Source organism: Halorhodospira halochloris (assembly GCF_002356555.2).
Taxonomy (GTDB): domain Bacteria; phylum Pseudomonadota; class Gammaproteobacteria; order Nitrococcales; family Halorhodospiraceae; genus Halorhodospira; species Halorhodospira halochloris.
On the sequence record NZ_AP017372.2, the window covers coordinates 1283293 to 1306618 of the forward strand.

Annotated in this window: 27 protein-coding genes; 13 read left to right on the top strand and 14 right to left on the bottom strand. The window is 57.9% G+C overall.

All coding sequences use genetic code 11. The features are described 5' to 3' along the window. Window positions 1-6 precede the first annotated feature (6 nt). Window positions 7-141 carry a hypothetical protein gene (locus HH1059_RS13945; protein ID WP_274521809.1) on the bottom strand — a complete coding sequence of 45 codons (135 nt, stop codon included), beginning with the start codon at window positions 139-141 and terminating at the stop codon, window positions 7-9. A gap of 109 nt (window positions 142-250) precedes the next feature. Here HH1059_RS13945 and tsaA point away from each other — a divergent pair, with 109 nt between their 5' ends. Continuing rightward, entirely contained in the window at window positions 251-742 is a 492-nt protein-coding gene (gene tsaA / locus HH1059_RS06005) for a tRNA (N6-threonylcarbamoyladenosine(37)-N6)-methyltransferase TrmO (protein ID WP_096409237.1), read from the top strand. Between the two features lie 35 nt (window positions 743-777). Here the strand turns inward: tsaA and HH1059_RS06010 are convergent, their stop codons facing one another. The 11 genes from HH1059_RS06010 to HH1059_RS06060 all read right to left on the bottom strand — a co-directional run bounded on the left by HH1059_RS06010 (window position 778) and on the right by HH1059_RS06060 (window position 9251). Next, window positions 778-1212, bottom strand: coding sequence for a SoxR reducing system RseC family protein (locus HH1059_RS06010; RefSeq protein WP_096409239.1), 435 nt, complete (start codon window positions 1210-1212; stop codon window positions 778-780). Continuing rightward, entirely contained in the window at window positions 1209-1505 is a 297-nt protein-coding gene (locus HH1059_RS06015; RefSeq protein ID WP_231902046.1) for an RnfH family protein, read from the bottom strand. Before HH1059_RS06015 ends, HH1059_RS06010 begins: the two co-directional genes overlap by 4 nt. Then, window positions 1498-2148 carry an electron transport complex subunit E gene (locus tag HH1059_RS06020; RefSeq protein WP_096410360.1) on the bottom strand — a complete coding sequence of 217 codons (651 nt, stop codon included), beginning with the start codon at window positions 2146-2148 and terminating at the stop codon, window positions 1498-1500. Before HH1059_RS06020 ends, HH1059_RS06015 begins: the two co-directional genes overlap by 8 nt. 109 nt (window positions 2149-2257) lie before the next feature. After that, entirely contained in the window at window positions 2258-2917 is a 660-nt protein-coding gene (locus tag HH1059_RS06025; RefSeq protein WP_096409240.1) for an RnfABCDGE type electron transport complex subunit G, read from the bottom strand. Beyond that, on the bottom strand, window positions 2914-3984 hold the full coding sequence (locus tag HH1059_RS06030) for an RnfABCDGE type electron transport complex subunit D (RefSeq protein WP_096409242.1): 1071 nt from the start codon (window positions 3982-3984) through the stop codon (window positions 2914-2916). The genes HH1059_RS06025 and HH1059_RS06030 overlap by 4 nt, the downstream gene beginning before the upstream one ends. After that, the gene (gene rsxC / locus HH1059_RS06035; RefSeq protein WP_096409244.1) at window positions 3981-5570 is read right to left on the bottom strand and encodes an electron transport complex subunit RsxC; all 1590 of its coding nucleotides are present in this window, start codon (window positions 5568-5570) and stop codon (window positions 3981-3983) included. The genes HH1059_RS06030 and rsxC overlap by 4 nt, the downstream gene beginning before the upstream one ends. Then, a complete protein-coding gene (locus HH1059_RS06040) occupies window positions 5560-6105 on the bottom strand; it encodes an RnfABCDGE type electron transport complex subunit B (protein WP_096409245.1) in 546 nt (181 codons plus the stop codon). The genes rsxC and HH1059_RS06040 overlap by 11 nt, the downstream gene beginning before the upstream one ends. A 3-nt stretch (window positions 6106-6108) precedes the next feature. After that, the gene (gene rsxA, locus HH1059_RS06045) at window positions 6109-6690 is read right to left on the bottom strand and encodes an electron transport complex subunit RsxA (RefSeq protein WP_096409247.1); all 582 of its coding nucleotides are present in this window, start codon (window positions 6688-6690) and stop codon (window positions 6109-6111) included. A gap of 380 nt (window positions 6691-7070) precedes the next feature. Then, window positions 7071-7364 carry a type II toxin-antitoxin system RelE/ParE family toxin gene (locus tag HH1059_RS06050; RefSeq protein ID WP_096409248.1) on the bottom strand — a complete coding sequence of 98 codons (294 nt, stop codon included), beginning with the start codon at window positions 7362-7364 and terminating at the stop codon, window positions 7071-7073. Next, window positions 7352-7636, bottom strand: a complete 285-nt coding sequence (locus HH1059_RS06055; RefSeq protein WP_096409250.1) for a CopG family ribbon-helix-helix protein — start codon at window positions 7634-7636, stop codon at window positions 7352-7354. Before HH1059_RS06055 ends, HH1059_RS06050 begins: the two co-directional genes overlap by 13 nt. Window positions 7637-7892: 256 nt before the next feature. Next, complete coding sequence (locus tag HH1059_RS06060) at window positions 7893-9251, bottom strand: sensor domain-containing diguanylate cyclase (RefSeq protein ID WP_096409251.1); 1359 nt, start codon at window positions 9249-9251, stop codon at window positions 7893-7895. Between the two features lie 581 nt (window positions 9252-9832). Here HH1059_RS06060 and nifB point away from each other — a divergent pair. The 12 genes from nifB to HH1059_RS13265 all read left to right on the top strand — a co-directional run bounded on the left by nifB (window position 9833) and on the right by HH1059_RS13265 (window position 19999). Further along, on the top strand, window positions 9833-10906 hold the full coding sequence (gene nifB, locus HH1059_RS06065) for a nitrogenase cofactor biosynthesis protein NifB (RefSeq protein WP_096409253.1): 1074 nt from the start codon (window positions 9833-9835) through the stop codon (window positions 10904-10906). Window positions 10907-10909: 3 nt separating this feature from the next. Continuing rightward, window positions 10910-12121, top strand: coding sequence for a homocitrate synthase (gene nifV / locus HH1059_RS06070; RefSeq protein WP_096409254.1), 1212 nt, complete (start codon window positions 10910-10912; stop codon window positions 12119-12121). Next, window positions 12118-12549: a nitrogenase-stabilizing/protective protein NifW gene (locus HH1059_RS06075; protein ID WP_096409256.1), complete on the top strand. Its 432-nt coding sequence runs from the start codon at window positions 12118-12120 to the stop codon at window positions 12547-12549. The genes nifV and HH1059_RS06075 overlap by 4 nt, the downstream gene beginning before the upstream one ends. Then, a complete protein-coding gene (locus tag HH1059_RS06080; RefSeq protein ID WP_096409257.1) occupies window positions 12530-12991 on the top strand; it encodes a nitrogen fixation protein NifZ in 462 nt (153 codons plus the stop codon). Before HH1059_RS06075 ends, HH1059_RS06080 begins: the two co-directional genes overlap by 20 nt. Then, window positions 12988-13836, top strand: a complete 849-nt coding sequence (gene nifM, locus HH1059_RS06085) for a nitrogen fixation protein NifM (RefSeq protein ID WP_096409259.1) — start codon at window positions 12988-12990, stop codon at window positions 13834-13836. Before HH1059_RS06080 ends, nifM begins: the two co-directional genes overlap by 4 nt. 291 nt (window positions 13837-14127) lie before the next feature. Further along, entirely contained in the window at window positions 14128-15009 is an 882-nt protein-coding gene (gene nifH, locus HH1059_RS06090; protein ID WP_096409260.1) for a nitrogenase iron protein, read from the top strand. A 57-nt stretch (window positions 15010-15066) separates the two neighbouring features. After that, the gene (nifD, locus tag HH1059_RS06095) at window positions 15067-16512 is read left to right on the top strand and encodes a nitrogenase molybdenum-iron protein alpha chain (protein ID WP_096409262.1); all 1446 of its coding nucleotides are present in this window, start codon (window positions 15067-15069) and stop codon (window positions 16510-16512) included. Window positions 16513-16527: 15 nt separating this feature from the next. Further along, the gene (gene nifK, locus HH1059_RS06100) at window positions 16528-18099 is read left to right on the top strand and encodes a nitrogenase molybdenum-iron protein subunit beta (protein WP_096409263.1); all 1572 of its coding nucleotides are present in this window, start codon (window positions 16528-16530) and stop codon (window positions 18097-18099) included. A 224-nt stretch (window positions 18100-18323) separates the two neighbouring features. Beyond that, the gene (locus HH1059_RS06105; protein WP_096409265.1) at window positions 18324-18524 is read left to right on the top strand and encodes a 4Fe-4S binding protein; all 201 of its coding nucleotides are present in this window, start codon (window positions 18324-18326) and stop codon (window positions 18522-18524) included. Window positions 18525-18584: 60 nt separating this feature from the next. Continuing rightward, entirely contained in the window at window positions 18585-19325 is a 741-nt protein-coding gene (locus tag HH1059_RS06110; protein ID WP_096409266.1) for a dinitrogenase iron-molybdenum cofactor N-terminal domain-containing protein, read from the top strand. Between the two features lie 91 nt (window positions 19326-19416). Then, the gene (locus HH1059_RS06115) at window positions 19417-19701 is read left to right on the top strand and encodes a 2Fe-2S iron-sulfur cluster-binding protein (protein ID WP_096409268.1); all 285 of its coding nucleotides are present in this window, start codon (window positions 19417-19419) and stop codon (window positions 19699-19701) included. 82 nt (window positions 19702-19783) lie between these two features. Continuing rightward, complete coding sequence (locus tag HH1059_RS13265) at window positions 19784-19999, top strand: hypothetical protein (protein ID WP_162549394.1); 216 nt, start codon at window positions 19784-19786, stop codon at window positions 19997-19999. Between the two features lie 128 nt (window positions 20000-20127). Here the strand turns inward: HH1059_RS13265 and nifN are convergent, their stop codons facing one another. Both nifN and nifE read right to left on the bottom strand, forming a co-directional pair. Beyond that, window positions 20128-21513: a nitrogenase iron-molybdenum cofactor biosynthesis protein NifN gene (gene nifN / locus HH1059_RS06120; protein WP_096409269.1), complete on the bottom strand. Its 1386-nt coding sequence runs from the start codon at window positions 21511-21513 to the stop codon at window positions 20128-20130. Between the two features lie 3 nt (window positions 21514-21516). Next, the gene (gene nifE / locus HH1059_RS06125; protein WP_096409271.1) at window positions 21517-22974 is read right to left on the bottom strand and encodes a nitrogenase iron-molybdenum cofactor biosynthesis protein NifE; all 1458 of its coding nucleotides are present in this window, start codon (window positions 22972-22974) and stop codon (window positions 21517-21519) included. Between the last annotated feature and the right edge of the window lie 352 nt (window positions 22975-23326).

The following is a 23326-nucleotide window of genomic DNA, read 5'->3' on the forward strand; positions in this document are numbered from 1 at the left end:
GGTCTATTACATGGGGCGCATGATCAGCCCAACAATTACAAGTGCCACTAGCAGTGACAGGATGCCGGCTATGACCGGGTGGCGGCGTATTCCTCCCGGCTCGGCCAGGTCACGAACGGTATCGCGGATACGATCCATCATAGGAGTAACGCTCCTCGGTTGCTTTTTTGGTTAGTCTAGCTACCTCAGCGGATGGTAGTATTATTACTAATTAAAACATAAGAAACCACAGGATGGACTCTTAACAGTCATGCATGATGCCATAGCGATGTACCCCATAGGGGTCATTCACACCCCGCATAAACAACGTCAGGGTGCTCCCATTCAGCCCTCTGGGGCTGCCGAAGTCGCCGGTCGGGTTGAGGTGTTTGAGGAGTTTGCCGCCGGATTGCGCGATCTGGACGGCTTTTCGCACATAACTCTGGTTTTCGTGTTCGATCGCAGTGATGACTTTGAGCTTGAGATAGTACCGTTTCTCGACTCTGAGTATCGCGGTGTGTTCGCTACCCGCGCCCCCCGCAGGCCTAATCCGATTGGCATCTCTACAGTGCGATTAACCAGCATCGAGGACAATATCATCAACTTCCAAGGTCCGGACATGCTAGATGGTACGCCGCTTTTGGATATCAAGCCGTGCACCCCGGAACTCTCGCCTCAGGAGCCGGTCCATCGTGGCTGGCTGGAAGGCAATGAGCGGGCGATGGCTGCCCGCAAAGCCGATGATAGGTTTGGTAGTACTTGACGGCGCTAATCGGGGATAATCAAGCAGCCCTTATTTTAGCTGTTGCGCCTCTTTAAGCGGACTTGATTTGCGTCTTTACCGCATCTATTGAGCAGCAATCTTGCGACCGCGAAACCGGCTATCAGACCTATACCGGCGCTAATGGCAGTCAGCCAGGACGGCAGGCCGAATGCCAGATCAGCGCCAAGCGCTGCGGCGACCATGAAGGCAAGGGGGAGCAAATAGACCAGCATAGCGCCGGTCAGCAGATCACCCGAGCCGATCTCAAGCGTCACCGTCTCGCCCACTTCAGCGCCCGCGGTGTTCTCTACCCACAATCCCGGGTTGCCGCGGGTGCGCTCGAGCACGCTGACACCGCAGGCCATGCGGGCACTGCAAGCACCACAAGCTGCCGGCCGATCGGCCTCGATACGGGCCTGTCCGCCGTGGACTTCGGCTACTACTGCTTCGCGCTGCAGGCACTCGCTCATGACTGATTCTGCTCCTCCCGATCGCGCCGGGGAACGCTCTCTGGGTCAGCGGTTATGGGGCGGTAGAGTTCCACCCGGTCACCCTCTTCAAGCTCTCGATCTGGTTTTACCGGCTTGCCGAAGATGCCGAGCTTGAGTTGTTGCGGATCGGCCGCCGGGAACCTTTGTTGTACCCCCGAATGGGTGACGGCATCAAGGGCAGTGCTGCCTGCCGGCAGGCTAAATTCGCGCCAGAAGTGCTCGCCGTGCTCAACGTAGGCCACCGAGACGCGCATTGTAGACTGCTCATGCATGATTGCCTCCAGCCAGTCGCCGGTCAATCAGCCGTTTACCGGCCATGATAAAGCCTAGGGCTATAAACCCCCCAGGGGGTAAGATCATTATTAGAAACCCGGCGTAATCATCAATTAGGGTCATTTCCAGGAAAGTGAAGGCTTCGCCGAGCATCAGTGAGGCGTCAGCGAACAGCGTTCCCGAGCCGAGAATCTCACGCACGCCGCCGAGTACTATGAGGGTCAGGGTGAAACCGATACCCATCATTAGCCCATCAAAAGTAGCCTCACTGGTAGGTCGCTTTGAGGCAAACACCTCGGCCCGGCCGAGAATGGCGCAGTTGGTAACAATGAGCGGGATGAACAGGCCTAAGGCTTGGTAGAGCTCATTTAGGTGGGCCTCCATGACCAGGTCGACTATGGTCACCAAGGTGGCGATGAGCAGGATAAAGACCGGTATGCGGACTGGATCGGTAATCATCCCGCGCAAAGCCGAGACCAGTAAGCCGGTCATAACCATCACGAATAGTGTCGCGAGGCCAAGTCCGAGGCCGTTGGTGGCGGTCGATGTAACTGCTAACAGCGGACAGAGGGCAAGCAGCTGAGCAAAGACAACGTTGTTATCCCACAGCCCGTCACGGGCGATGCGCCGCCATGTGCCCATGCGTGGGCTGCTATCTGCTGTTGCATCCTGCTGCGCTGCGCTGCTGACTGATTCTGCGAATGGTTCGCCGGTGGAGTCGGCAATATTATTGGTGGTCATGGCTATCCCACTATTCATCGGTCGCGTCGGTGGCTGAGACCTGCTGCGGGGCAAGTAACTCATCGCGGTGTTCGGCGAATATGGTCAAGGCATCGTGGACCGCCTCTACCACAGCCCGGGCGCTTATGGTGGCGCCGGTTATTTGATCGAAATCACCGCCATCCTTCGCTACTGCCCAGTCTTCAGGGGGTGGATCAGCAAGTGAGCGCTGCTCGAACTGATCGATCCAGTCAGAGCGCCGCGCCTCGATATCATCACCCAAACCGGGAGTTTCACGATGTTCGGTGACCCGCGCAGCAACTACCTGGCCATCTCTATCGATGCCAACTATTACACCGATTTGCCCGGCGTAACCCTGTGCGCTGCTCTCCATAGCGATGGCCGCTATCTGCTCATCACCGTCGCTTAGCTGCCAGGCCCTCGCCGTGCCGCGCTGATCACCAAGTTCCAATTCCAGCTCACGCTCTAGCGGTGCCGCGTCGTGATCAGTCGGTGGCAGGACTGCCATAATCTGCTCGGCAAGGCGTTGTTGTTGAGCGGCCTTTATCTGTTCGCGAGTCTGCTCATCGCTGATTACCAAGGCGGTGCTACAGACCAGTGCCACCGTGCCGAGAAGAGTGACATGGTAAGCTGTGCGCTGCTGATAACTCGGTCGCTGCGGTGTGCTCATGGCCTCTGCTCCTTGCCATTCAAGGGATTACCGAGGCGGTCGCGGCCGTAGATGCGCGGACGTAGGTAGTGATCGATGATCGGCGTAAAGCAGTTCATTAGCAGTACAGCGAATGCGCTCGCCTCTGGATAGCCGCCATAGGTTCGCACTAGCCAAATGATCGCCGCACAGCCGGCGGCAAAGATGGCTCTTCCGAAGGGAGTAGCCGGGGATGTGCTTGGGTCGGTGGCGATGAAAAAGGCGGCGAGTAGGGTTGAGCCGGCGAGTATATGGACGCTTGCAGAGGCGTAACGATCTGGGTCGAGCACATGGAAGCCGGTGCTTAAAACGGCCAGGGTGACGAGCATTACTATAGGTATATCCCAGGCAATGATCCGCCGGGCTAGCAGATAGATGCCTCCTGCTAGCAGGAGTAGCGCCGAGCTTTCCGCTAGGCTGCCCGGGGCGTAACCGAGCAAGGCCAGCCAGGGGTCGAAGACATCCGGTAAAGCCGCCTCGATTGTTCTGCCTTCAGCGAGGGCGGTACGGGTAGCATCGAGAGTGGTGGCGCTGGTGACCGCATCCCAGTCGACAGCGCCGAGAAAGGTGATCTGCAATCCTTCCAGAAAACCTGGCGATGCACCGGAGGTAAGCGGCGCCGGCTCAACCCAGCGGGTCATCTCTACCGGGAAGGCGATAAGTAGGGCGACGCGGGCGACCATGGCCGGGTTGAAGAGGTTTTGCCCGGTGCCGCCGAATACCCCTTTAGCAACTATAATCGCCACCAGGCCACCGGTCACGGCTATCCACCACGGTGCCCAGGGCGGCAGGCTCATGGCGAGGATTAAGCCGGTGACTAGGGCGGAGCCATCACGCACCCCGCCGGTAGGGCGCCCGGCAAGGCGTAGGCAGAGCAGTTCGGCGAGGATAACCGTAACGAGAGTAATGGCCACTAGGTTAAAGGCGGGCCAGCCGTAGAGCCATATGCCGAAGAGGGTTGCTGGGGCAGCGGCAAGCATGACTTGCCGCATAATGCTCTCCAGGGTTAAGGGTGCCCGGGTATGAGGGGCGGCAAGGGGCTCACTCACGACTCGGTCTCCTGTTCTAGTTGCTCGCGGGGCTGTGTTTCAGGCTGCTGCTGCGCCGGCGCTGCGCGATGTTTTGCTGTCTGCTGTTCAACCTCCTCTTCCTTCTCTTTTGGCTTTTGCTGTTCCTGTTCTTGCTGTTTTTGGGCGGCACGGCGTTTGCGCCGTTCGGCGGCCGCCTTTTTCTTCGCCTCGGCCTCGCGGCGTTGCCGCTCGGCGCGGTTCTCAGCGAGGCGCTTTTGGAGTTCGGCGCGCTGGCGTGAAGCTGCGTTATCGGCGTGGCGACCACGGGCGTAGTGAAAGAGCTGCACTAACGGGCGGGCTGATGGGCAGACATAGGCGCAGGAGCCACAGGTGAGGCAGTCGAGCAGGCCGTTATCGATAGCGCCATCAAGATCTTCAGAGGCGGCGCGGTTGGCGATCTCAAACGGCATTAATCCCATCGGGCAAGAGTCAACACAGCGCCCGCAGCGGATGCACGGCAATCCGTCCGGTTCACGGATCTCGGCAGCGGTCAGAGCAATTACCCCAGTGGTCCCTTTAGCTAGCGCTGCTGATGTCGGCACCTCTTGGCCCATCATCGGGCCGCCGGCGAGGATGCGCGCCGGCTCGCACTTAAGCCCGCCGGCTAGCTCGATCAAGTGGGCAAGCGGGGTGCCAATGGGGGCTTCGAAGTTGCCGGGCTCTTTGACAGCGCCGCCGCCGACGGTCACCGGGCGCCTTATCAGCGGCTCGCCCTGGCGAATGGCGCGATGGACAGCGTAGGCAGTGCCAACATTATGTACTACTACACCGATATCCGCGGCTCGCTTGCCTGCCGGTACTTCGCGTCCGGTGAGGGTGTAGATGAGGTGTTTTTCCGAGCCTTGTGGCCAGAGGCTGGGTACCGGAATAACTTCAGCGTAGCCGAGAGACTCAGCGGCTCGCTGCATGGCGTGGATGGCCTCGGGCTTATTATCTTCGATACCGATGGCTGTGCGTTGGGCGCCGAGGGCATGCGCCATAAGCCGGGCACCGTCGATTATCCCCGCGGCCCGCTCGCGCATCAGCCGATCATCACCGGTAAGGTAAGGTTCGCATTCGCCACCGTTGATTATCAGCGTCTGCACCGAGCTATCTGGGGTTAGTTTGACCGCGGCCGGAAAGGCGGCGCCACCCATACCGACAATCCCCGCTGCCGCGACCCGTTCGGCAATCAGCTCACTGTCGATCTGCTCAGCAGCGGCAGTCAGCGGCGGTGGCAAGTTTGGATCCCACTCCCTGTTGCCATCTGGCTCGATGACAACGGTTTTGACCGGCAGGCCCGAGGGGTGCGGGGCGGGGTGCTCGGTTATATCGATAACAGTCCCTGAGCATGGGGCGTGCACGGCAGCCGATATGCCGGCATCGGGCTGACCGATCAGTTGCCCTTGCAAGACCTTGTCGCCAGGCTCGACCAACGCTAGCGCCGGGGCCCCGATATGCTGTGCCAAGGAGACGAACAGCCTAGCTGGGGGGCGAATCGGCACTAGCGGGCAATCAGCTGTGGGGTGTTTGCGCGAATCCGTCCTCACTCCCCCGCGAATCAGCTTTGGTCTGCTAAGCAGCATGATCTATCACCTCCTGCGGGCGCGGCCAGCGCCAATTGGCTAGGGTGATCGTCTCGGGCACCATCTGCAGGGTTTGAGTAGGACAGGTCTCGATACACGCCACGCACCCGGAGCAGGCTTCCGGCAAGACGCCGTGGATCTGATTCGGGGCGCCGATGATGGCGTCGGTAGGGCAGACCTTAAGGCATTTCAAGCAGCCGATGCACAGATCCTCATCGACCACCTTGGCGACCATGCGTGGTCCCTCTTGTTTTTGGCCGTAACTGAGTGGCCGACCGGTGATACGGGCTAGCTCCTCAGCTACTGCCCGGCCTCCTGGTGGGCAGAAGTCGACCGGCAGTTCACCGTCAGCTACGGCGACTGCACCCGTGGCACAACCGGGATATCCGCACTGACCGCAGTTGGTGCCGGGTAGGGCGCTTTCAATCTCAGCGGCTATCTCGTCGGGTTCACCCTTTAAGTAGTGGTGGGCAATGGCGAGCACCCAGCCGAGGGCTATAGCCATCAGAGTCAGAACCAGCATTGCTGCGTACATGGCTTAGGCTCCTGGAAGTCCGGTTAGTCCCATGAACGCCAGCGCCATTAGGCCGGCGACTATAAAAGCTATTGGTGCCCCCTGGAATGCTGCAGGCACGGCGGCGCAGGCCAAGCGCTGGCGCAGCCCGGTGAAAAGTATCAGCACTAAAGTAAAGCCGAGTGCTGCACCGAAACCGAACATCACACTCTCGATAAAGTTATGGCCTTCTTGAATGTTGAGCAGGGCTACTCCAAGCACCGCGCAGTTGGTGGTTATCAGCGGTAGAAAGACCCCGAGTATCTGGTGCAGGGTGGGGCTTAGGCGGCCAACAGCCATCTCGGTGAACTGCACGGTGCCGGCAATAATCAGGATGAAACTGAGGATGCGCAGGAACTCAAGATCGAGCGGGATAAGGATAGCTGTCTCGATAATCCAGCCCGCGGCTGCGGCCAAAGTCAGCACGAATGTAGTCGCCAGCCCCATCCCTAAGGCGGTATCGAGGCGGTTGGATACCCCCATGAACGGGCACAGGCCTAGAAACAGGGTCAGTACTACATTGTTGACCAGGGCGACACCAATCAGCAGTAGCAAATAGTCAGCCATTGGGAATCCGTTTGAATAGGCTTTTGCTGATGTGATGCATTAAATGTGCCAGTTGGCTGGGGGCGCTTGGGCTCATCCCCCCGAGCCACTTGGCTGTCCCGGCGTGGAGGACGCCGTGAATCCATCCCTGGAGGCTTCATGGCGCCATCCTTGGCGCCAAGACCTCCACGCCGGGACAGAGCCAAGTGGCTCGGGAAGGAGGGGTTCCAGAGGTGCCCTTATAGATGGAGCCGTGAGTGCTTATCAGGTATCGCTACGGGGGGGGTTGGCGTGATTATCCCCACAACTGGGCGTGCGGTGGTAAGATTAATAATAGGGCACCAAATTAGTGCGCTTCACTTCATTGGAAAACGTCCCTGGCGCGTAGACTGTGGAACAAGTCACCGGGGGTAGTGCAATTCTCTCTGATGACGGATGGCGAGGATACGAACCTCACTCCATGCGGGGACATAACGGTAAAGCGCAACATAGCCGGTCTTGCCGTAGGAGATAACAAGTTCGCGGATCTCTCCAGCAACTTGCCGTCCCAACAGTGGATGGTGGCTCAGCATGTCGACGGCGGTGGTAATTGCGGTAACGGCTCTGTCAGCAGCACCCTGATCCTGCTCAAGCAGAAAGAGCATTGCGCGCTCAAGGTTGTCGAGGGCATTGGGCGAATAGACTACCTTCGCCAAGGATCAGGCCTGTCACTCTTATCACCAGCAGCCAGCTGCCTCAGCCAGCGGTGCACGTCTTCGATCTGATAAACCTCGCCGCCCTCGTCGATGGCTTGGTCGGCCTTTGCTGCCTCCTGTATGAAGTTATGGAGGCTCTCTTCACGTGATACCTCGCGCTCCAGCGCCTCGACCATGACGCTGTGGGCGCTGCGTTGGGTTAGCTCGGCTACACGTTGAATGCGTGACCTGAGTTCCGGGTCAATCTTAACGGAAGTGGTTGTATTGTCCATTACCTTGCTCCCGACAGGCTATAGCCAAATAGTAATACCCACGTTGGGCCCTGACAAGCGCTTCGAAGAGGCATAGACACAACAGAAAATAATATATGAGCCGTTTAGCAGCCCCGGTGTGGAGGTCTTGGCGCCAGGGATGGCGCCATGAAGCCTCCAGGGATGGATTCACGGCGTCCTCCACATCGGGGCTGCCAAATGGCTCAGGGGCGAGCCTGTTGCTAAGCGAGGCGCCAAAGGTTACTCGATCGGTTTTTCACGGATAGTAAATCACCATGTTGCGTCCCGAGCGCTTGGCCTTGTAAAGGGCGTTATCGACCCGCTTAAGGGCGGAGTTGGGGGTGTCGTTATCGAAGATTTGAGTGGCGCCGAGGCTGATGGTGATATGACCTACTCCAGTGAAGGGGTGTTCGGCTACGTCTAGCCGCAGTCTCTCGGCAAGGCTTTGAGTGCCTGTGGCGTCGGTCTCGGGAAGGATGATGACGAACTCCTCACCGCCCCAGCGCGCGAGTACATCGGGGTCGCGAAGATTTTCAGTCACCCGCACAGTCAGCTCGATAAGTACCCTGTCGCCGGCGTCGTGGCCGTATGTGTCATTGAGAACCTTAAAGTGGTCGATGTCGAACATGATCAAGCCGATCTCATTGCCGTAGCGATTATGCCTGGAAATGGCCTGATCAAGCTCGGTGTCAAAGCGTTGGCGGTTGAATATACCGGTTAGATGGTCAGTAGTGGCCTCATACGCTAAGGCCTTTTCTAGGCGCTTTTGTTCGGTCACATCGCGCAAGATAGTCGATATGTGGCTAAGTCTGCCAGATTCGTTGTAATGGGCAATGAGCACTTGCGAAACTGGAGTCTCATTATTTTGTTGATCACGGATAGCCGTTTCACCCTGCCAATAACCATCGCGAAGAGCAGTCGGCAGGGCCTGGCCGGTGATTTTTTTTAGAGCCCAGTCTGGGTATGCCTGGGCAAGGGGAGGTGCGACCTGCAACTGCTCTCGTGGAGATTGGCTGCCATCTGGGTCACACTGGCGGTTTTGCCCCTCGAGGGAGAGTTGGGATTGGTCGTCGTGTATATCAAAATACCTTTTGCCGGAGGCGTTTAGATACAGGGTCTCGCCCTCGGGGGTATTCATCGCGACTATATCTGGGGTGCTATCGAGGATGGTGACCAAACGGCGCAGGTTATCTTCTAGGTCAAGCTGCTCTTCAGGGGTTGCGTCGAGCTTCTGAAAAGAGACTACCGCTCCGGTGAGCTGGTTGCCGCTTTGGGATTCTTTGCTTTCACTAGCATTGGCGTGGATTTGATTTCGCCCATAGGTTAGTCGAGTAGCGCTAATTTCTACCCAGTGGGGAGAGTTGTTGAGGCGGTGCAGCAAATATCTCCCCGTCCACGACTGCCGCTTGCCGCTTATAATCTCTTGCACGCGCTCTTCTAAGCCATCCGTGGCATCGCTGCGGGTCAATTCACCCAAGGTTTTACCGATAAGTTCAGCAGCTTCCCTGCCAAGCATTTCAGCGAGTCTAGCATTAACTTGCTGTATTTGGCCGTTAGTGTCGATCTCAGCCAAGGCAACTGGGGCTTGCTCGAAAATAGCTTGATATTCTTTCATTATTCTTGGCTTTATTTCCCTGCCCCCAGTAAAGCATTCGGCTTTAAGGGTTTTTCTAAAATCACTCGCGCTAGGCGTAATCCATAACCGCAGGCTTTGGATGTGCCATTACAGCTAGTTTACTAGTATTTAGGAAAGTATTGCTAGCTAGCTCTCATGCGGGGACGGCGTAATTCCTTCCTTGGAGAGCGTCTCTAGGGGACCTCTAGCAACCTTTAAACCGCCCATTGAGCCTGGCCGCCCCGGTGTGGAGGTCTTGGCGCCAGGGATGGCGCCATGAAGCCTCCAGGGAAGGATTCACGGCGTCCTCCACACCGGGGCGGCCAGGCTCAATGGGCGGTTTAAAGGTTGCTAGGAGGCTTTGCAGCCGCATCTTCTTTCGGCGGTCATTGGTTCCCCTTGATGTTTAGCAGGATGGCACCGTACTGAAGTTGCTGGTTTTCTAGCAAAGCGTTTCCTCAAACGACATGCGGCACGCATCTTGCAAATTGCATCTCAATAGATAAATACGCACCTCGTCGTTATAGCTAAGCCGGCCTCAGCAAGGTTACGGCCCAATCACTGAGGTAAAAGGGGATAACATGAAAGACTCCACCCCCCACCAGAATGCCGCATCAGCACGCTCAGCCTGTAGCGGGCCGCGCGATGGGACAGGAAAACTGCCGGTAGGGGTGCGCGAGAAGATTCGCAATCACCCTTGCTATTCTGAGGACGCCCACCACCACTTTGCCCGTATGCATGTCCCGGTAGCCCCGGCTTGCAACATCCAGTGCAATTACTGCAACCGTAAGTACGACTGTTCTAATGAGTCGCGCCCCGGTGTTGTATCGCGGGTGCTCAAACCGGAACAGGCGGTGCGCAAGGTGGCCGCGGTGAGTCAGCGAATACCGGAGTTAGCGGTTGTCGGTATTGCCGGTCCAGGCGACCCACTGGCCAATGCGCGGCGGACTTTGCACACCTGTGAGTTATTGCGCGAGAGCTTCCCAGAGTTGCGCTTGTGTTTATCGACCAACGGTCTGGCCTTGCCTGAGTATGTTGATCAGCTGTGCAGCTTAGGTGTTGAGCACGTAACGGTAACCATCAATGCGATCGACCCGGCGGTAGGCGCCCGGATTCACCCGTGGGTCTTCTATGAGCATCGCCGCTATACCGCCGAGCAGGGTGCCGAAATACTACTCAACCAACAGCTTATGGGTATCGAGCAGCTGGCAGCCAAGGATGTATTAGTAAAGGTTAATTCGGTGCTCATCCCGGGAATTAACGATGATCATCTGCCCGCGGTGAGTAGTGCAGTGCGCCAGCGTGGTGCGTTCTTGCACAACGTTATGCCACTGATCTCCGAGCCAGAGCACGGCACCGCTTTCGGCCTTAGTGGTCAGCCCGCCCCGAGCACTGCCGAGTTGCAGGCCGTGCAGGCGAAGTGCGCCGGGGATATGCCGCAGATGCGCCACTGTCGACAGTGCCGGGCGGATGCGGTGGGTTTTCTCGGCGCTGAACAAAGCGCCAATCTTACCGCCGAGCAACTACCTGAAGAAGGGGCGGCGGAAGACCCATACAGCAACCCACCGGCAGACATATATACCCTCTTGGCCCGGCAACAAAGCCGCCGTCAGGCGTTTGCTGAGGCGGATGCGGAGATTGAGGATGAGGGCTGAGTTATGGCTTTAAATAGGCTTTGTGGCGCAGAAGATGGTCCGGTGAGATCCCGAGAGGGCGATGTAGATCGCACCAGCACAACTGCAGCTGTAGAAGTAGTTATCGACGATACCACCTTGCGCGATGGTGAGCAGTCGGCCGGGGTCGCCTTTAGCCGGGATGAGAAGCTGGCCATCGCTACTGCGCTTGATCAGCTTGGTGTCCTTGAGTTGGAGGTCGGAATCCCGGCGATGGGCGAGGAGGAGCAGGACGATATACGCGCCCTGGTTGGTGCCGGTTTGGCTGCCCGGCTATTGGTCTGGTGCCGGATGCGCGGTGAGGATATTGCCGCATGTGCCGATCTTGGTGTCTGGGGGGTTGATCTCTCCATCCCGGTCTCCGATCAGCAGATCGAGCATAAGCTCGGCACTTCGCGCGGCTGGGTCTTGGCGCAGATTGAGCAGCGGGTGGCCGAGGCGCGAGCGCTGGGGCTTGAGGTTTGCGTTGGCGGGGAGGATGCGACCCGGGCCGACCCCGATTTTCTCCTCGAGGTGGCCGGCTGTGCCGAGGCGGCTGGCGCGCGCAGACTGCGCATCGCCGATACCGTGGGGATCGGCGAGCCGTTTGCGATACGCGAGCTGTTTGCCAACCTGCGCGCGGTTAGCCGGCTGGAGTTGGAGATGCATGCCCACGACGATTTCGGCCTGGCTACCGCAAATACCTTGGCCGCGGTGATGGGTGGAGCCAGCCACGTTAATACTACTGTCTGCGGGCTTGGTGAGCGCGCCGGTAATGCTGCCTTGGAGGAGGTGGCTTGCGCACTTTATAGGCTGCTGGGAAGGCCCTCGAGCATTGATCTGCACGGTTTGACTGGGGTGGCGGCTTTGGTCGAGTCGGCATCAGGCAGGCCGGTGCCGTGGGGTAAGAGCATCATCGGAGCGGGGGCCTTTAGCCACGAGGCGGGTATCCATGTCGATGGCCTGCTCAAGGATGAGCGTAACTATCAGGGCATAAACCCCGATGATCTGGGTCGTCAGCATGAACTCGTGCTGGGTAAGCACTCTGGCACCAGTGGTGTGATAAGTGCGTGTCGGGCGGTGGGCTTGGAGGTTACCCGCGATCAGGCGCGGGCTATGCTGCCGCAGATCAGAAGCTGGAGTGTTGAGCACAAAAGAGCCCCCTCAGAGCATGAACTGCAGGGGTTAGTTGCACGGGTGATGGGGGTATTTCGATGAGCTGGCAGGTGGTTTTAGAGCGGGCGCTGGCGGCGCTGGAGGATAACGCAGGCACTGTGCAGGGTACCCAGGGTGGTCCCGATGACCACGATGATGGCATTGATGATATTGCAGAACTCAGTGCCGAGGCCTTCTTCGAGGCCTTAGGGGTGGAGTATCGAGCCGACCTGGTAAGAGTCTATCGGCTGCACATCCTGCAGCGCTTTCATGACTATTTGCGCAATCAACAGGTGCCAGCGGATCAGCAAGAGGCCCTCAAACTGGCGGGCGCGATGCTCAGCCAGGCCCACGATGATTTCCTCAACTCAGATCCGCGTACCGAGGCAGTGCTGAGGGTTTATCAGCAACAAACAATTGATCTGAATACGACAACTATCCCGATATCAGCTATACGACGGGGGAGGGGCCATGCAAAGACAGCGCTTTGAGCTAGGTGCAGCGGTGCGAGTAGTCCGCAACGTGCGTGATGATGGCACGTATCCAGGGGCGCAGCGTGGCGAACTGCTGGTTCGCCGGGGCAGTGTCGGCTATGTCCGCGAGGTAGGCACATTCCTCCAGGACCAAATCATCTACAGCGTCGATTTTCCCAGTGTCGGTAAGATCGTCGGCTGCCGCGAGGAGGAGTTGATTGACCCGCTCCAGCCTTGGGTCGAGTGTTCTTTCGAGGCGCGTGAACAGGTTACTCCGAAGCGGCGACTGGCAATTGATGGCGCGGTGGTGGCTGAGCCGGGGATGGTCGGAGAGATCCTCCAGGTGCTGCGCGATCACCCCCAGGCTCCGGCCTATCACGTGCGTTTCCCAGGGCGCACACTGCTCGTCCCGGAGCGTAGCCTGGAGTCAGTGGAGGCGCGGGAGGGAGAGGCTGTATGAGCGCGGCGAATTACCGCCTGATGCGCTCTGCGCTGGGGCTTTTTGATTGCGCCCCAGCACAGCTCGGCGCTGAGCAGTTGGAGCAGGCCCGCGAGCAGGCGGCCAAGGAACAGGCAATCGAGGAGCTTATCCTGCGAACAGCCGAAGCTAGCGCCGTGCAGATTGATGATAGCGATGTTGAGCAGGCTGTTGAGCAGATTGTGCAGCGTTTTGCAGATGCCAGGGAGTTCGAGCAGGCATTGGCAGATAACGGACTGGATCGTGGTGCACTGGCTAGTGCAATAGCACAGGAGTTGCGCGTTAATGGGGCACTGGAAAGGGTCGCTGAGCAGGTCCCGCCGGTGAGTGAAGAGGAAATAGAGCAGTTCTATCGGCGCCATCCGAAAAAGTTCTGGCGTGACGAAGTCCGCACAGTGCGCCATATATTGATAACCATCAACGATGACTTTGCCGAGAATAGGCGCGCGAGCGCTTATCAGCGAACCTCTTCGCTGGCTGATCAATTAAGCCAATCATCTCAGGCGGTTACCGAGCATTTTGCGCAACTAGCCGAGCGCTACTCTGAGTGCCCCAGTGCGATGCACGGCGGCCTGATCGGTTCGCTGCCCCGTGGGCATTTATATCCAGAGCTCGACTCCGTGCTGTTTCGTATGGAGGAAGGCCAGGTTAAGGGAGTAGTTGAATCGCCCATGGGCTATCACGTACTCCTCTGCGAGCAAATCACGCCGCCCGGCTTGGTGCCTCTTGAGCAGGTGCGCGAGAAGATCGCCGAGACGATCCAAGGCCAGCGCTCCGAGCAGGCTAAACGCCAGTGGATCAAGGCCTTGCAAAAATGCGGTTGCTAAAAGCCATTCGCTCACCGCAAGGGTTCTCTTCTAAGTCGACCCCTAACTCTTCCCTTAAGGGGCTCTCTAAAACTCCCTCCGGAGCCGCTTAACTACCTCGGTGTGAAGGTCTTGGCGCCAAGGATGGCGCCATGAAGCCTCCGGGGATGGATTCACAGCGTCTTCCACACCGAGGCAGCTGAGTGACTCCGAAGGAAGTTTTAAAGGTTCCTTAAATATTTGGCACACACATTGCATTACAAAAGTTGAAGGTCACTTTGTGACTCTAACCAGAAACCCATAACGGAGGTTATTCAAATGCGCCAAGCAGCTATCTACGGTAAAGGCGGTATAGGTAAGTCAACCACTACTCAGAATCTTGTCGCCGCACTTGCGGAGATGGGCAAGAAGGTGATGATTGTCGGCTGTGATCCGAAGGCCGACTCGACCCGCCTGATGCTCCACGCGAAGGCCCAAAATACGGTCATGCACCTTGCTGCAGAGGCCGGCAGTGTTGAGGACCTGGAGCTCGAGGATGTTATGCAGGTCGGTTTTGGCGATGTCCGCTGTGTTGAGTCGGGCGGTCCAGAGCCCGGCGTAGGCTGTGCCGGTCGCGGGGTTATCACCGCCATCAACTTCCTCGAAGAAGAGGGCGCCTACGAAGAGGACATCGACTACGTCTTCTACGACGTGCTCGGTGACGTCGTCTGCGGCGGGTTCGCGATGCCGATCCGCGAGAACAAGGCACAGGAGATCTATATCGTTGTCTCCGGCGAGATGATGGCCATGTATGCAGCCAATAACATCGCTAAGGGCATCGTCAAGTACTCCAGCTCAGGCGGTGTGCGCCTCGCCGGTCTGATCTGTAACTCACGCAATACCGATCGTGAAGATGAGTTGATTGATGCCCTTGCTAAGGGGCTCGGCACTCAGATGATTGGCTTTATCGCGCGCGATAATGTCGTACAGCACGCCGAGATAAGGCGCATGACCGTCATCGAATACAACCCAACCTGTAAGCAGGCTGATGTCTATCGCGAATTAGCCAAGAACATCGACGAAAACAAAAACTTTGTCGTGCCGACCCCAATGGAGATGGATGATCTAGAGAACCTGCTTATGGAGTTCGGGATCATTGAGGATGTCGATGAGAGCATCGTCGGACAGAAGGCGGATGAAGGCGCATCGGCTTAATGGGCGGCGGGAAATGCAGCTGAATTACGCGTCTTACACAAAGGGGAGCAACCACCCATGTCGAGCATGAATCGCCAAGAGTCAGAGGCCCTCATTGAAGAGGTCCTTGAGGTCTATCCCGAGCAGGCACGCAGTGATCGGGCTAAGCACCTGACCGCCAATGATCCGAATCTGGATGATGCCAGCAAGTGCATGACCTCTAATCGTAAATCTGTCCCCGGGGTGATGACCCAGCGTGGCTGTGCCTATGCTGGCTCGCGCGGGGTAGTGTGGGGGCCGGTCAAGGACATGGTGCATCTATCGCACGGTCCGGTCGGCTGCGGTCAGTACTCGCGCGGCGGACGGCGCCATTACTACAGCGGGGTGACCGGGGCGGATAGCTTTACCACTATCAACTTCACCTCCGATTTCCAGGAGAAAGACATCGTCTTTGGCGGTGATCATAAGCTGAAGAAGATCATCGACGAGATCGAGATGCTCTTCCCCCTTAACAAGGGCACTACGGTGCAGTCCGAGTGCCCGATCGGACTGATCGGTGACGATATAGGGTCAGTCGCCCGGGAGGCCGGTAAGCGGATTGACAAAGCCGTATTACCGGTCAGCTGTGAGGGCTTTCGCGGGGTATCGCAGTCACTCGGCCACCATATCGCCAATGACGTTATCCGTGATCACGTGCTCACTAAGCGTTACGACGAGCGCCCTGAACCGGGGCCCTACGATGTCGCCATCATCGGTGATTACAACATCGGTGGTGACTTGTGGTCATCACGGATCCTGCTCGAGGAGATGGGCCTGAACGTCCTCGCGCAGTGGTCAGGTGATGGCACGCTGGCCGAGATGGAGGAGACCCCGCGGGTGCAGCTCAATCTGCTGCACTGCTACCGCTCGATGAACTATATCAGCGAGTTCATGGAGGAGAAGTTCGGTATCCCATATATGGAGTACAACTTCTTCGGGCCGACCAAGATCGATCAGAGCATCCGCGATATCGCCGCACGGTTTGACGAAACCATTCAGGCCAACGCCGAGAAGGTTATAGCCAAGTATCGGCCATATATGGATCAGGTGGTTGAGAAATTCCGGCCGCGACTTGAGGGCAAGAAGGTCATGCTCTACGTCGGCGGGCTGCGTCCGCGCCACGTTATCGGCGCCTATGAGGACCTGGGGATGGAAGTGGTCGGTGCCGGTTATGAGTTCGCCCATAACGACGACTACGACCGTACCTTCAAGGAGCTCGGCGATGGTGCACTGATCTATGACGATGCGAGTGCCTACGAGCTTGAGGAGTTTGCCAAGCGCCTCAAGCCCGATCTGATCGGTGGCGGGGTCAAGGAGAAGTACGTCTTCCAGAAGATGGGCATCCCGCTGCGCCAGATGCACTCCTGGGATTACTCCGGCCCATATCACGGCTATGACGGCTTTGCCATCTTTGCCCGGGATATGGATATGGCCCTGAACAACCCGTGCTGGGGTGCGTTAACCCCGCCCTGGAAACGCACCTAAGCAGGAGGTATAGCAATGAATAATGATGCTGAAGCAATCAAGCCGTGTTATCCGCTGTTTCAGGACGATGAATATCAGCAGATGCTGTCGCGCAAGCGGGAGGGGCGCGAAGAGGGCTACTCCGCCGATAAGGTCCATGAGGTCTTCATGTGGACTACTTCCGAGGAGTATAAGGAGCTCAACTTCTCGCGCGAGGCACTGACCATCGACCCGGCCAAGGCCTGTCAGCCGCTCGGGGCGGTGCTCTGTGGGCTGGGTTTTGAAGGCTCACTGCCTTACGTCCACGGCTCGCAGGGGTGCGTGGCCTATTTTCGGACCTACTTCAACCGTCACTTCAAGGAGCCGATTGCCTGCGTCTCCGATTCGATGACCGAGGATGCCGCGGTCTTCGGCGGCCATCCGAACATGAATCAGGGCCTGCAGAATGCCTACACCATCTATCAGCCGAAGATGCTGGCGGTGTCGACAACCTGTATGGCAGAGGTTATCGGTGATGATCTTAATGCCTTCATAACCAACGCTAAGAACGAGGGTTATCTGCCGCAAGAGGTGCCGACCCCGTTTGCTCACACCCCGAGCTTTGTCGGCAGCCACGTCAACGGCTGGGACAATATGTTTGAGGGAATAATCCGCTACTTCACCATCAACGAGATGGAGTCTAAAGAGGTCGGCAGCAAAGCCAAGATCAATCTGGTGCCCGGCTTCGAGACCTATCTGGGCAGCTATCGCTGGCTGCATCGGGCGATGGGTGAGATGGGGGTCGATTACAGCCTGCTCTGTGATCCCACCGAGGTCCTCGATACCCCTGCTGATGGCGAGTATCGCATGTACGCCGGCGGGACCAGCATCGATGAGGTCAAGGATGCGCCGAACGCTCTCGATACCCTGCTGCTCCAACCCTGGGGACTGACGAAGACGAAGAAGTTTATCAAGCAGACCTGGGGGCAGCCGTGTAGCGATATCTCGGTGCCAATCGGCCTGGAGGGGACCGATCAGTTCCTGATGAAGGTCTCGGAGCTGACCGGTAAGCCGATCCCAGAGTCGTTGGAGAAGGAGCGGGGGCGACTGGTCGATATCATGACCGACTCGCACGCCTGGCTGCACGGCAAGCGCTTTGCCCTGTGGGGGGATCAGGACTTTGTTATGGGGGTCACTAAGCTGCTTACCGAGATCGGTGCTGAGCCTACCCATATCCTCTGTAACGGTGCTAATAAGCGCTGGGGTAAGGCGATGCGCAAGATGCTCGATGAAACGCCGTTCGGTGAGAAGGCCGAGGTCCATGTCGGTAAGGACCTTTGGCATATGCGCTCGCTGGTCTTCACCGATCGCCCGGATTTCATGATCGGCAATACCTACGGCAAGTATATCCAGCGTGATACGGCCTATCTGGGTAAGGATTTCGAGGTGCCGTTGATCCGTCTCGGTTTCCCCATCTTCGATCGCCACCATCTGCACCGTAACTGCATATGGGGCTATGAGGGGGCTATGTACATCATCACCACGCTGGTCAATGAGGTGCTAGCGCGCCTCGATGAGGAGACGCAGAAGCTGGGAGAGACCGACTATAACTTCGACCTGATCCGGTAGTTATAAGCTGGCCCCGGTGGGTAAGTGACCGGGGTGCCGCTGCCTGGCCTTGTGGGTTGGCCTTGTGGGTGCCTGACCTTAAGTCGGTGGTTTGAACTCAAGCCGGTGGCTTTGATTAGGCAGGCGCCCGTTAAGCCAAGTCCCGCAAGGGCGAGCAAAAACGGTGTGGTTACAGGCGGCGGCAACCTTGCTCTTACCCACCTTGATGCGAAGGAGTAGAGACAATGGCAATGTTTATCGATGCGGATGTTTGTACATCTTGTGGAGACTGCGAGCCGGAGTGCCCGGAGGGGGCGATCCGCAAGACTAAGATGGGAACCTACGAGATTGTGGCTGATCGCTGCACCGAGTGTGAGGATCAATTCGATATGCCGCGCTGTGAAGAGGTCTGTGAGGCCGATGGGGCTATTCAGCCGATCGATTAAAGGGGCGCAGAGGCCTGCAGGCTCTGGTGATTACCCAACCATGTTCTGAGGAGCCCGATTATGAGTAACGAACTACTAACTCGAGCCTTGGCGCTAAGGATCGGCTTAGCGGCACGGCAGATACCTGAAATCGAGGTGCATCAGCTCATTGCATTACTCAATCGGGTCTGTGGTGCGCCGCTGGATGAGGAGAAACTTGCCGCCGTTAGTGCCGCCGAGCTGCGCCGGGGAGCTCGCGTGATGCATTACGACGGTCTTTATGAGGCAGCAGATGCGGCCTTGGAACGTGCTTGTAGTGCCCTGCGGGGTGATTCCCAAAGTGAGCAGGGTGACGGCGAGCAATTTGCGGGGTTGCCGGAGCCGGTCGAGGAGCTGGCGGATGTTATGGCGATTCGAGTTGCCTGCGCCTCCAATTCAGCGGCGAATCTCGATGGCCACTACGGCTCTTGTGCCCGCTTCTTGGTCTTCCAGGTTCTGCCCGGCGAGGCGCGGTTGATCGATGTGCGTTCGACAGCTGAGGTTGCCAGCGGTGTTGCTCGAACCGAAAAGAGTGCGGCCCGCGCTGCGCTCATCAATGACTGCCATATTCTCTACTGCTGCTCGATTGGCCCGCCGGCGGCGGCCAAGGTAGTCAGGGCCGGATTGATGCCGGTTAAGCGTGCCGATGGTGGCAGCGCGCCGGAGCTTATGGCGGATTTGGCTGACATGCTCACCAGCAATCCCCCGCCGTGGCTGGCTAAGCTGCTGGGCCATGAACAGCAATCGCGGGTTCGCTATGCCGATTTTGCCGGCACCAGTTAGCAACACAACAGCGGCTGGGTTGCTCAGCCGCTGTGGAACTCAACCTTGATACCACAAAAATTCTTGTTTACTAGTGCGGAGGAAGATTTGTATGGCTAGAGCTAAATTGACATTTCAGGATATCAACTTAACCGTTAACGCCCCGGTTGGCTCGCGAGTAGTAGAGCTATCCGATAAGGTCGGTTCGGGCATAGCTTACGGCTGCCGCGAAGGCGATTGCGGAACTTGCTTGATGACAGTAGTTGAGGGGATGGAGAACCTCAGTGAGCCCTCGTCGGTAGAGAAGAAGCTGCTTAAGGAGAATGTCGCCGGTAAGAATGACAGAGTCGCCTGTCAGGCCCAAATACTCGGTGATGTGACGGTAAAACCAGCCTGATCTCAGCTATCTTGTAAAGGCCTTGGTTCCAGGAATGGTGCCAAGGCCTTTATCATCCGATCCCTGCCCAAATCGACTGCGCATGGATAGTACTCTGCTGGGCAGCAACCTCTGGCTACCTGCAACCGCTTACAAACGATCTGAGACCTGTCAGGACGAAAGGCTCAACCTCATTGTCGATGTCCAGATCGACCCCGCCACTGCCGCCGACAACAGCTACCTCCAAGAGGCGGTCACGAACAGCGAACAGACCCGGGGCAGTAGGTGGCGCAGGGGAAGCTCTGAAACCTTCTCCTGAGCTACTGTGGCTGCCCCGAAGTGGAGGACGCCGTGAATCCATCCCTGGAGGCTTCATGGCGCCACCCCTGGCGCCAAGACCTCCACTCCGGGGCAGCCACAGTAGCTCTAGGAAAGGTTACAGAGCTACTAACTAGGCTCTGCTTCCGGATGCTTGAATACAGAGCGATAAGGCTTGAGGGCAGGATGGTGCTCACGGTGCTCAAGGAGGGCATTGGCCAAATCAAAGAGCAGATCGCGACTGCCCCGATAGCCGACCCGCGAGCGGGTATGCAGGCCAAGACGCTCCCAGATCGGATACCCGTGCTGAACTATCGGGATACCCAAGCGCTCAGCAGTGGCCGCCGCATGGCCGCTGCCGACGATAATCTCGGCCCCATTCTCGCGGGACGCCAGCTCTAGATCTTCTAAATCGCCAATCTTGACAGTGCTCGCGGCGATACCCTCGAGTCCTCTAGCGTTATCATCCGGAGCCACCAGGCTGACAATCTCCATGCCGACCGAACTTACCAGATTACTTAACCCGGCGAGCAGATCCGCCTCACCGGCCATGCCTATCCGGCTTTGACCAAGGACTAGGTGGGTGTCGAGAAGGGCGTCCTGGAATTGCTGGCGCTGCCGCTGGATTTTGCGTGGGACGGCGCGCCCGCTAATCTCGCGCAGGGCCATTATCAAACGGTCGGTTTGCTGCATGCCCATAATGTGATCGAAGCGAATATCGGGCACCCCTGTGCGGTTGGTGAGCAGATCCGCTGCGGCATACAAGGACGAACCGATCACAATGGTTGCTGCAGCGTTGCCGCACTCATCGAGTGACTCTACCGCGGTACCAGCAGTGGTCAACGGGTCAAACTCACACGCTTCTAGGTGACCGTCGAGCGATGCGCTTAAATCGGGTATGGCTACCGGCTCTAGGCCAAAGGCACTAATCAACTCCAGCAGCTCTTCCACATCACCGGGGGTCAGCGAGCTGGAGAGGAGTAAATTAACCCGCCGTGAAGATTTGCCTGGGCGGGTTCTGGCGAAGGCTGTATTGGGCAGAGTGGCATCGAGGATAGCGGTTAGCGTGGCGGCATAACCACTCTCCAAGCTGCCGGTAAAATCGGCTGTGTTAACCGGCACTATGGTAGTGGTGGCGGCTAGTTCGGGGTTATTGCGGCGAAAGTCCTTGACTAGGCGCTCGATATCAGTCCCGGCCGTTTCGGTAAGGCCGGTGGTGAGCACGGTAATCAGGCTCGGTGAGTTTTTGGTGCAGATCGTGTGCAGCGCCTGCTCAATGTTCTCATCAGCCCCCATGATGGCGCTGGTTTTATCCACCGCGCTGCTTTGCAACGGGATAGGTTCATTGAAGTGGCGGACAAAATAGACCTTGCCGAAGGCGGTGCACCCTTGTGAACCATGTAGAAGTGGCATGGCGCGGCAAAAGCCGAGGGTGGCGAGGCTGCCGCCGAGGGGTTGACTGGCCTTAAGGGGGTTAACGGTCAGCGCTTTAGTACGGTGTTCTATGCTGGGCATCGTTTAGGCCTCTTCATGTTTAGCTGTGGTAACGCCCTGCCGAGGCATATCCCAGGGCGCCGGCTCACGAACTTGCGGCCATATCGGGCTGTCTATGGTCAGGCAAAGCTGCCGGGCTAGCTCAATCATCCCTTCATAACCGGCATAGGCGTGGGGGCGCTCCTGGTTGATATCGAGAAAGGGGATGCGCGCCTTAAGGGCGGTGTACATATTCCGGCCTCCGGCTATGAGGACATCGGCCTGCTGCTCTTTGAATGTGTCGATGAGCAATTGCGGTCCACCACTGTCGAGCATCCGGGTCTGTTCGCCCATCAGCTGACGTATCCGCTCCTTGTCAGCATCAGTCGATTTGCGCGTGCCGGTAGCCACTACCTGCATGCCTAGATCCTGCAGCGCTGAGACTATCGACCAGCTCTTTACTCCGCCGGTATAGAGCAAAGCCCGTTTGCCTTTAAGTCGCTCGCGCCAAGGCTCAAGGGCCTCACTGACCCGTGCCTCCTCACGCGCGATAAGCTCTTCGGTGCGCTGCGCTAGATCTGGATCGTCGAGCAGATGGGCGAAGTTGCGCAGCGCCGCTGAGGTATCGGCTACGCCGTAAAAACTGCCTTCAAAGTAGTTGGTGCCGTAATCCTGCTTGAGCCGTTCAGCGACATTCATCATCGCCTTTGAGCAAACCACCATGTTTGCTTGACTACGATGCAAGGTCTGAATCTCGTGAAAGCGTGAATCCCCCGAGATATTGGCAAGCAAGCGCAGCCCTAGCTCATCGAAAAGGGGGGTTACGTGCCATAGCTCGCCGGCGATGTTGAACTCACCGATCATGCCGATATCGTGTACCTTTATGCCGGGGCGCTGGGCTGATGGTGCGACCGGTTCCGGTTCACGGGTGCCGATGACGTGATCGATGAGGGTAGCGCCGGCGATACGATTGCCGTAGTTCTTAGCGCCATAAAAGCCGGCGCAATCAACCGGCACAACCGGCAGCCCATAGTCACGTTCGGCATCACGGCAGACGGTATCTATATCCTGTCCGCTCAAGGCAGGTACGCAGGTGGTGTAGACGAAGACCGCAGCCGGTTTATAATGGTGCACGGCGTGGCTGATTGCCTCATACAGGCGCGGCTCACCGTGGCCCATAATAAGGCTTTGCTCATCGATATCCGTGGTCATGCCGATACGCCAGAGCGTCGGCCCGGTAGAGCGGGTGCCGCGGTTATCCCAGGAACTACCGGCACAGGCAATAGGGCCGTGGACGATATGGGCGGCGTCTGCTATTGGGAGCAGCGCTATCTGTGCACCATCGAAGGCGCACCCGCCGGCTGTTGCACCAGGTTGGGGCTTCGGGCAGGCGCCCTTTTTGCACCCAGACTTGGGATCGCTGCGGGGTTTGGCTGATGAGTCGGGCGATGTGCTCTCCCGCTTAGTGAGGCTGTCATCGGTGGCTGCTTCCTCGGTTGGCATGACTATCTTACCTTTTGAGCTTGTTGCATGTCCGGGGCTGGTTGTGCCCCATGGTTTTAATGATTTCTGCAAGTAGCGTGCCGCACGGTTTGGCTCGCCTCGGCAGAGTCTTAGCGACGTTGAAGCCCCCGGGTGGGGGGATTCTCAAACATCCCCTGAGTCAATTGGTTGCCCCGGTGTGGAGGACGCCGTGAATCCACCCCTGGAGGCTTCATGGCGCCATCCCTGGCGCCAAGACCTCCACACCGGGGAAATCCAATTGGCTCAGGGGATGTTTGAGAGGTGCCCCCTGGTGCTTCAACAGCCACATCCTTACAGCCGAAACCCCTTATGTATGCTAGTTGGCAATACT

Bases quoted from the DNA above. Each gene is read 5' to 3' on its own strand.
- nifN (WP_096409269.1), bottom strand. From the start codon at position 21,513: ATGCCCAGCATAGAACACCGTACTAAAGCGCTGACCGTTAACCCCCTT.
- rsxA (WP_096409247.1), bottom strand. From the start codon at position 6,690: ATGGCTGACTATTTGCTACTGCTGATTGGTGTCGCCCTGGTCAACAAT.
- HH1059_RS06055 (WP_096409250.1), bottom strand. From the start codon at position 7,636: ATGGACAATACAACCACTTCCGTTAAGATTGACCCGGAACTCAGGTCA.
- HH1059_RS06075 (WP_096409256.1), top strand. From the start codon at position 12,118: ATGAGCTGGCAGGTGGTTTTAGAGCGGGCGCTGGCGGCGCTGGAGGAT.
- tsaA (WP_096409237.1), top strand. From the start codon at position 251: ATGCATGATGCCATAGCGATGTACCCCATAGGGGTCATTCACACCCCG.
- HH1059_RS06015 (WP_231902046.1), bottom strand. From the start codon at position 1,505: ATGCATGAGCAGTCTACAATGCGCGTCTCGGTGGCCTACGTTGAGCAC.
- HH1059_RS06110 (WP_096409266.1), top strand. From the start codon at position 18,585: ATGAGTAACGAACTACTAACTCGAGCCTTGGCGCTAAGGATCGGCTTA.
- nifV (WP_096409254.1), top strand. From the start codon at position 10,910: ATGGCTTTAAATAGGCTTTGTGGCGCAGAAGATGGTCCGGTGAGATCC.
- HH1059_RS06010 (WP_096409239.1), bottom strand. From the start codon at position 1,212: ATGAGCGAGTGCCTGCAGCGCGAAGCAGTAGTAGCCGAAGTCCACGGC.
- HH1059_RS13945 (WP_274521809.1), bottom strand. From the start codon at position 141: ATGATGGATCGTATCCGCGATACCGTTCGTGACCTGGCCGAGCCGGGA.
- rsxC (WP_096409244.1), bottom strand. From the start codon at position 5,570: ATGCTGCTTAGCAGACCAAAGCTGATTCGCGGGGGAGTGAGGACGGAT.
- HH1059_RS13265 (WP_162549394.1), top strand. From the start codon at position 19,784: ATGGATAGTACTCTGCTGGGCAGCAACCTCTGGCTACCTGCAACCGCT.
- nifE (WP_096409271.1), bottom strand. From the start codon at position 22,974: ATGCCAACCGAGGAAGCAGCCACCGATGACAGCCTCACTAAGCGGGAG.
- HH1059_RS06115 (WP_096409268.1), top strand. From the start codon at position 19,417: ATGGCTAGAGCTAAATTGACATTTCAGGATATCAACTTAACCGTTAAC.
- nifM (WP_096409259.1), top strand. From the start codon at position 12,988: ATGAGCGCGGCGAATTACCGCCTGATGCGCTCTGCGCTGGGGCTTTTT.
- HH1059_RS06080 (WP_096409257.1), top strand. From the start codon at position 12,530: ATGCAAAGACAGCGCTTTGAGCTAGGTGCAGCGGTGCGAGTAGTCCGC.
- HH1059_RS06025 (WP_096409240.1), bottom strand. From the start codon at position 2,917: ATGAGCACACCGCAGCGACCGAGTTATCAGCAGCGCACAGCTTACCAT.
- HH1059_RS06040 (WP_096409245.1), bottom strand. From the start codon at position 6,105: ATGTACGCAGCAATGCTGGTTCTGACTCTGATGGCTATAGCCCTCGGC.
- nifB (WP_096409253.1), top strand. From the start codon at position 9,833: ATGAAAGACTCCACCCCCCACCAGAATGCCGCATCAGCACGCTCAGCC.
- nifK (WP_096409263.1), top strand. From the start codon at position 16,528: ATGAATAATGATGCTGAAGCAATCAAGCCGTGTTATCCGCTGTTTCAG.
- HH1059_RS06020 (WP_096410360.1), bottom strand. From the start codon at position 2,148: ATGGGCACATGGCGGCGCATCGCCCGTGACGGGCTGTGGGATAACAAC.
- HH1059_RS06060 (WP_096409251.1), bottom strand. From the start codon at position 9,251: ATGAAAGAATATCAAGCTATTTTCGAGCAAGCCCCAGTTGCCTTGGCT.
- HH1059_RS06105 (WP_096409265.1), top strand. From the start codon at position 18,324: ATGGCAATGTTTATCGATGCGGATGTTTGTACATCTTGTGGAGACTGC.
- nifD (WP_096409262.1), top strand. From the start codon at position 15,067: ATGTCGAGCATGAATCGCCAAGAGTCAGAGGCCCTCATTGAAGAGGTC.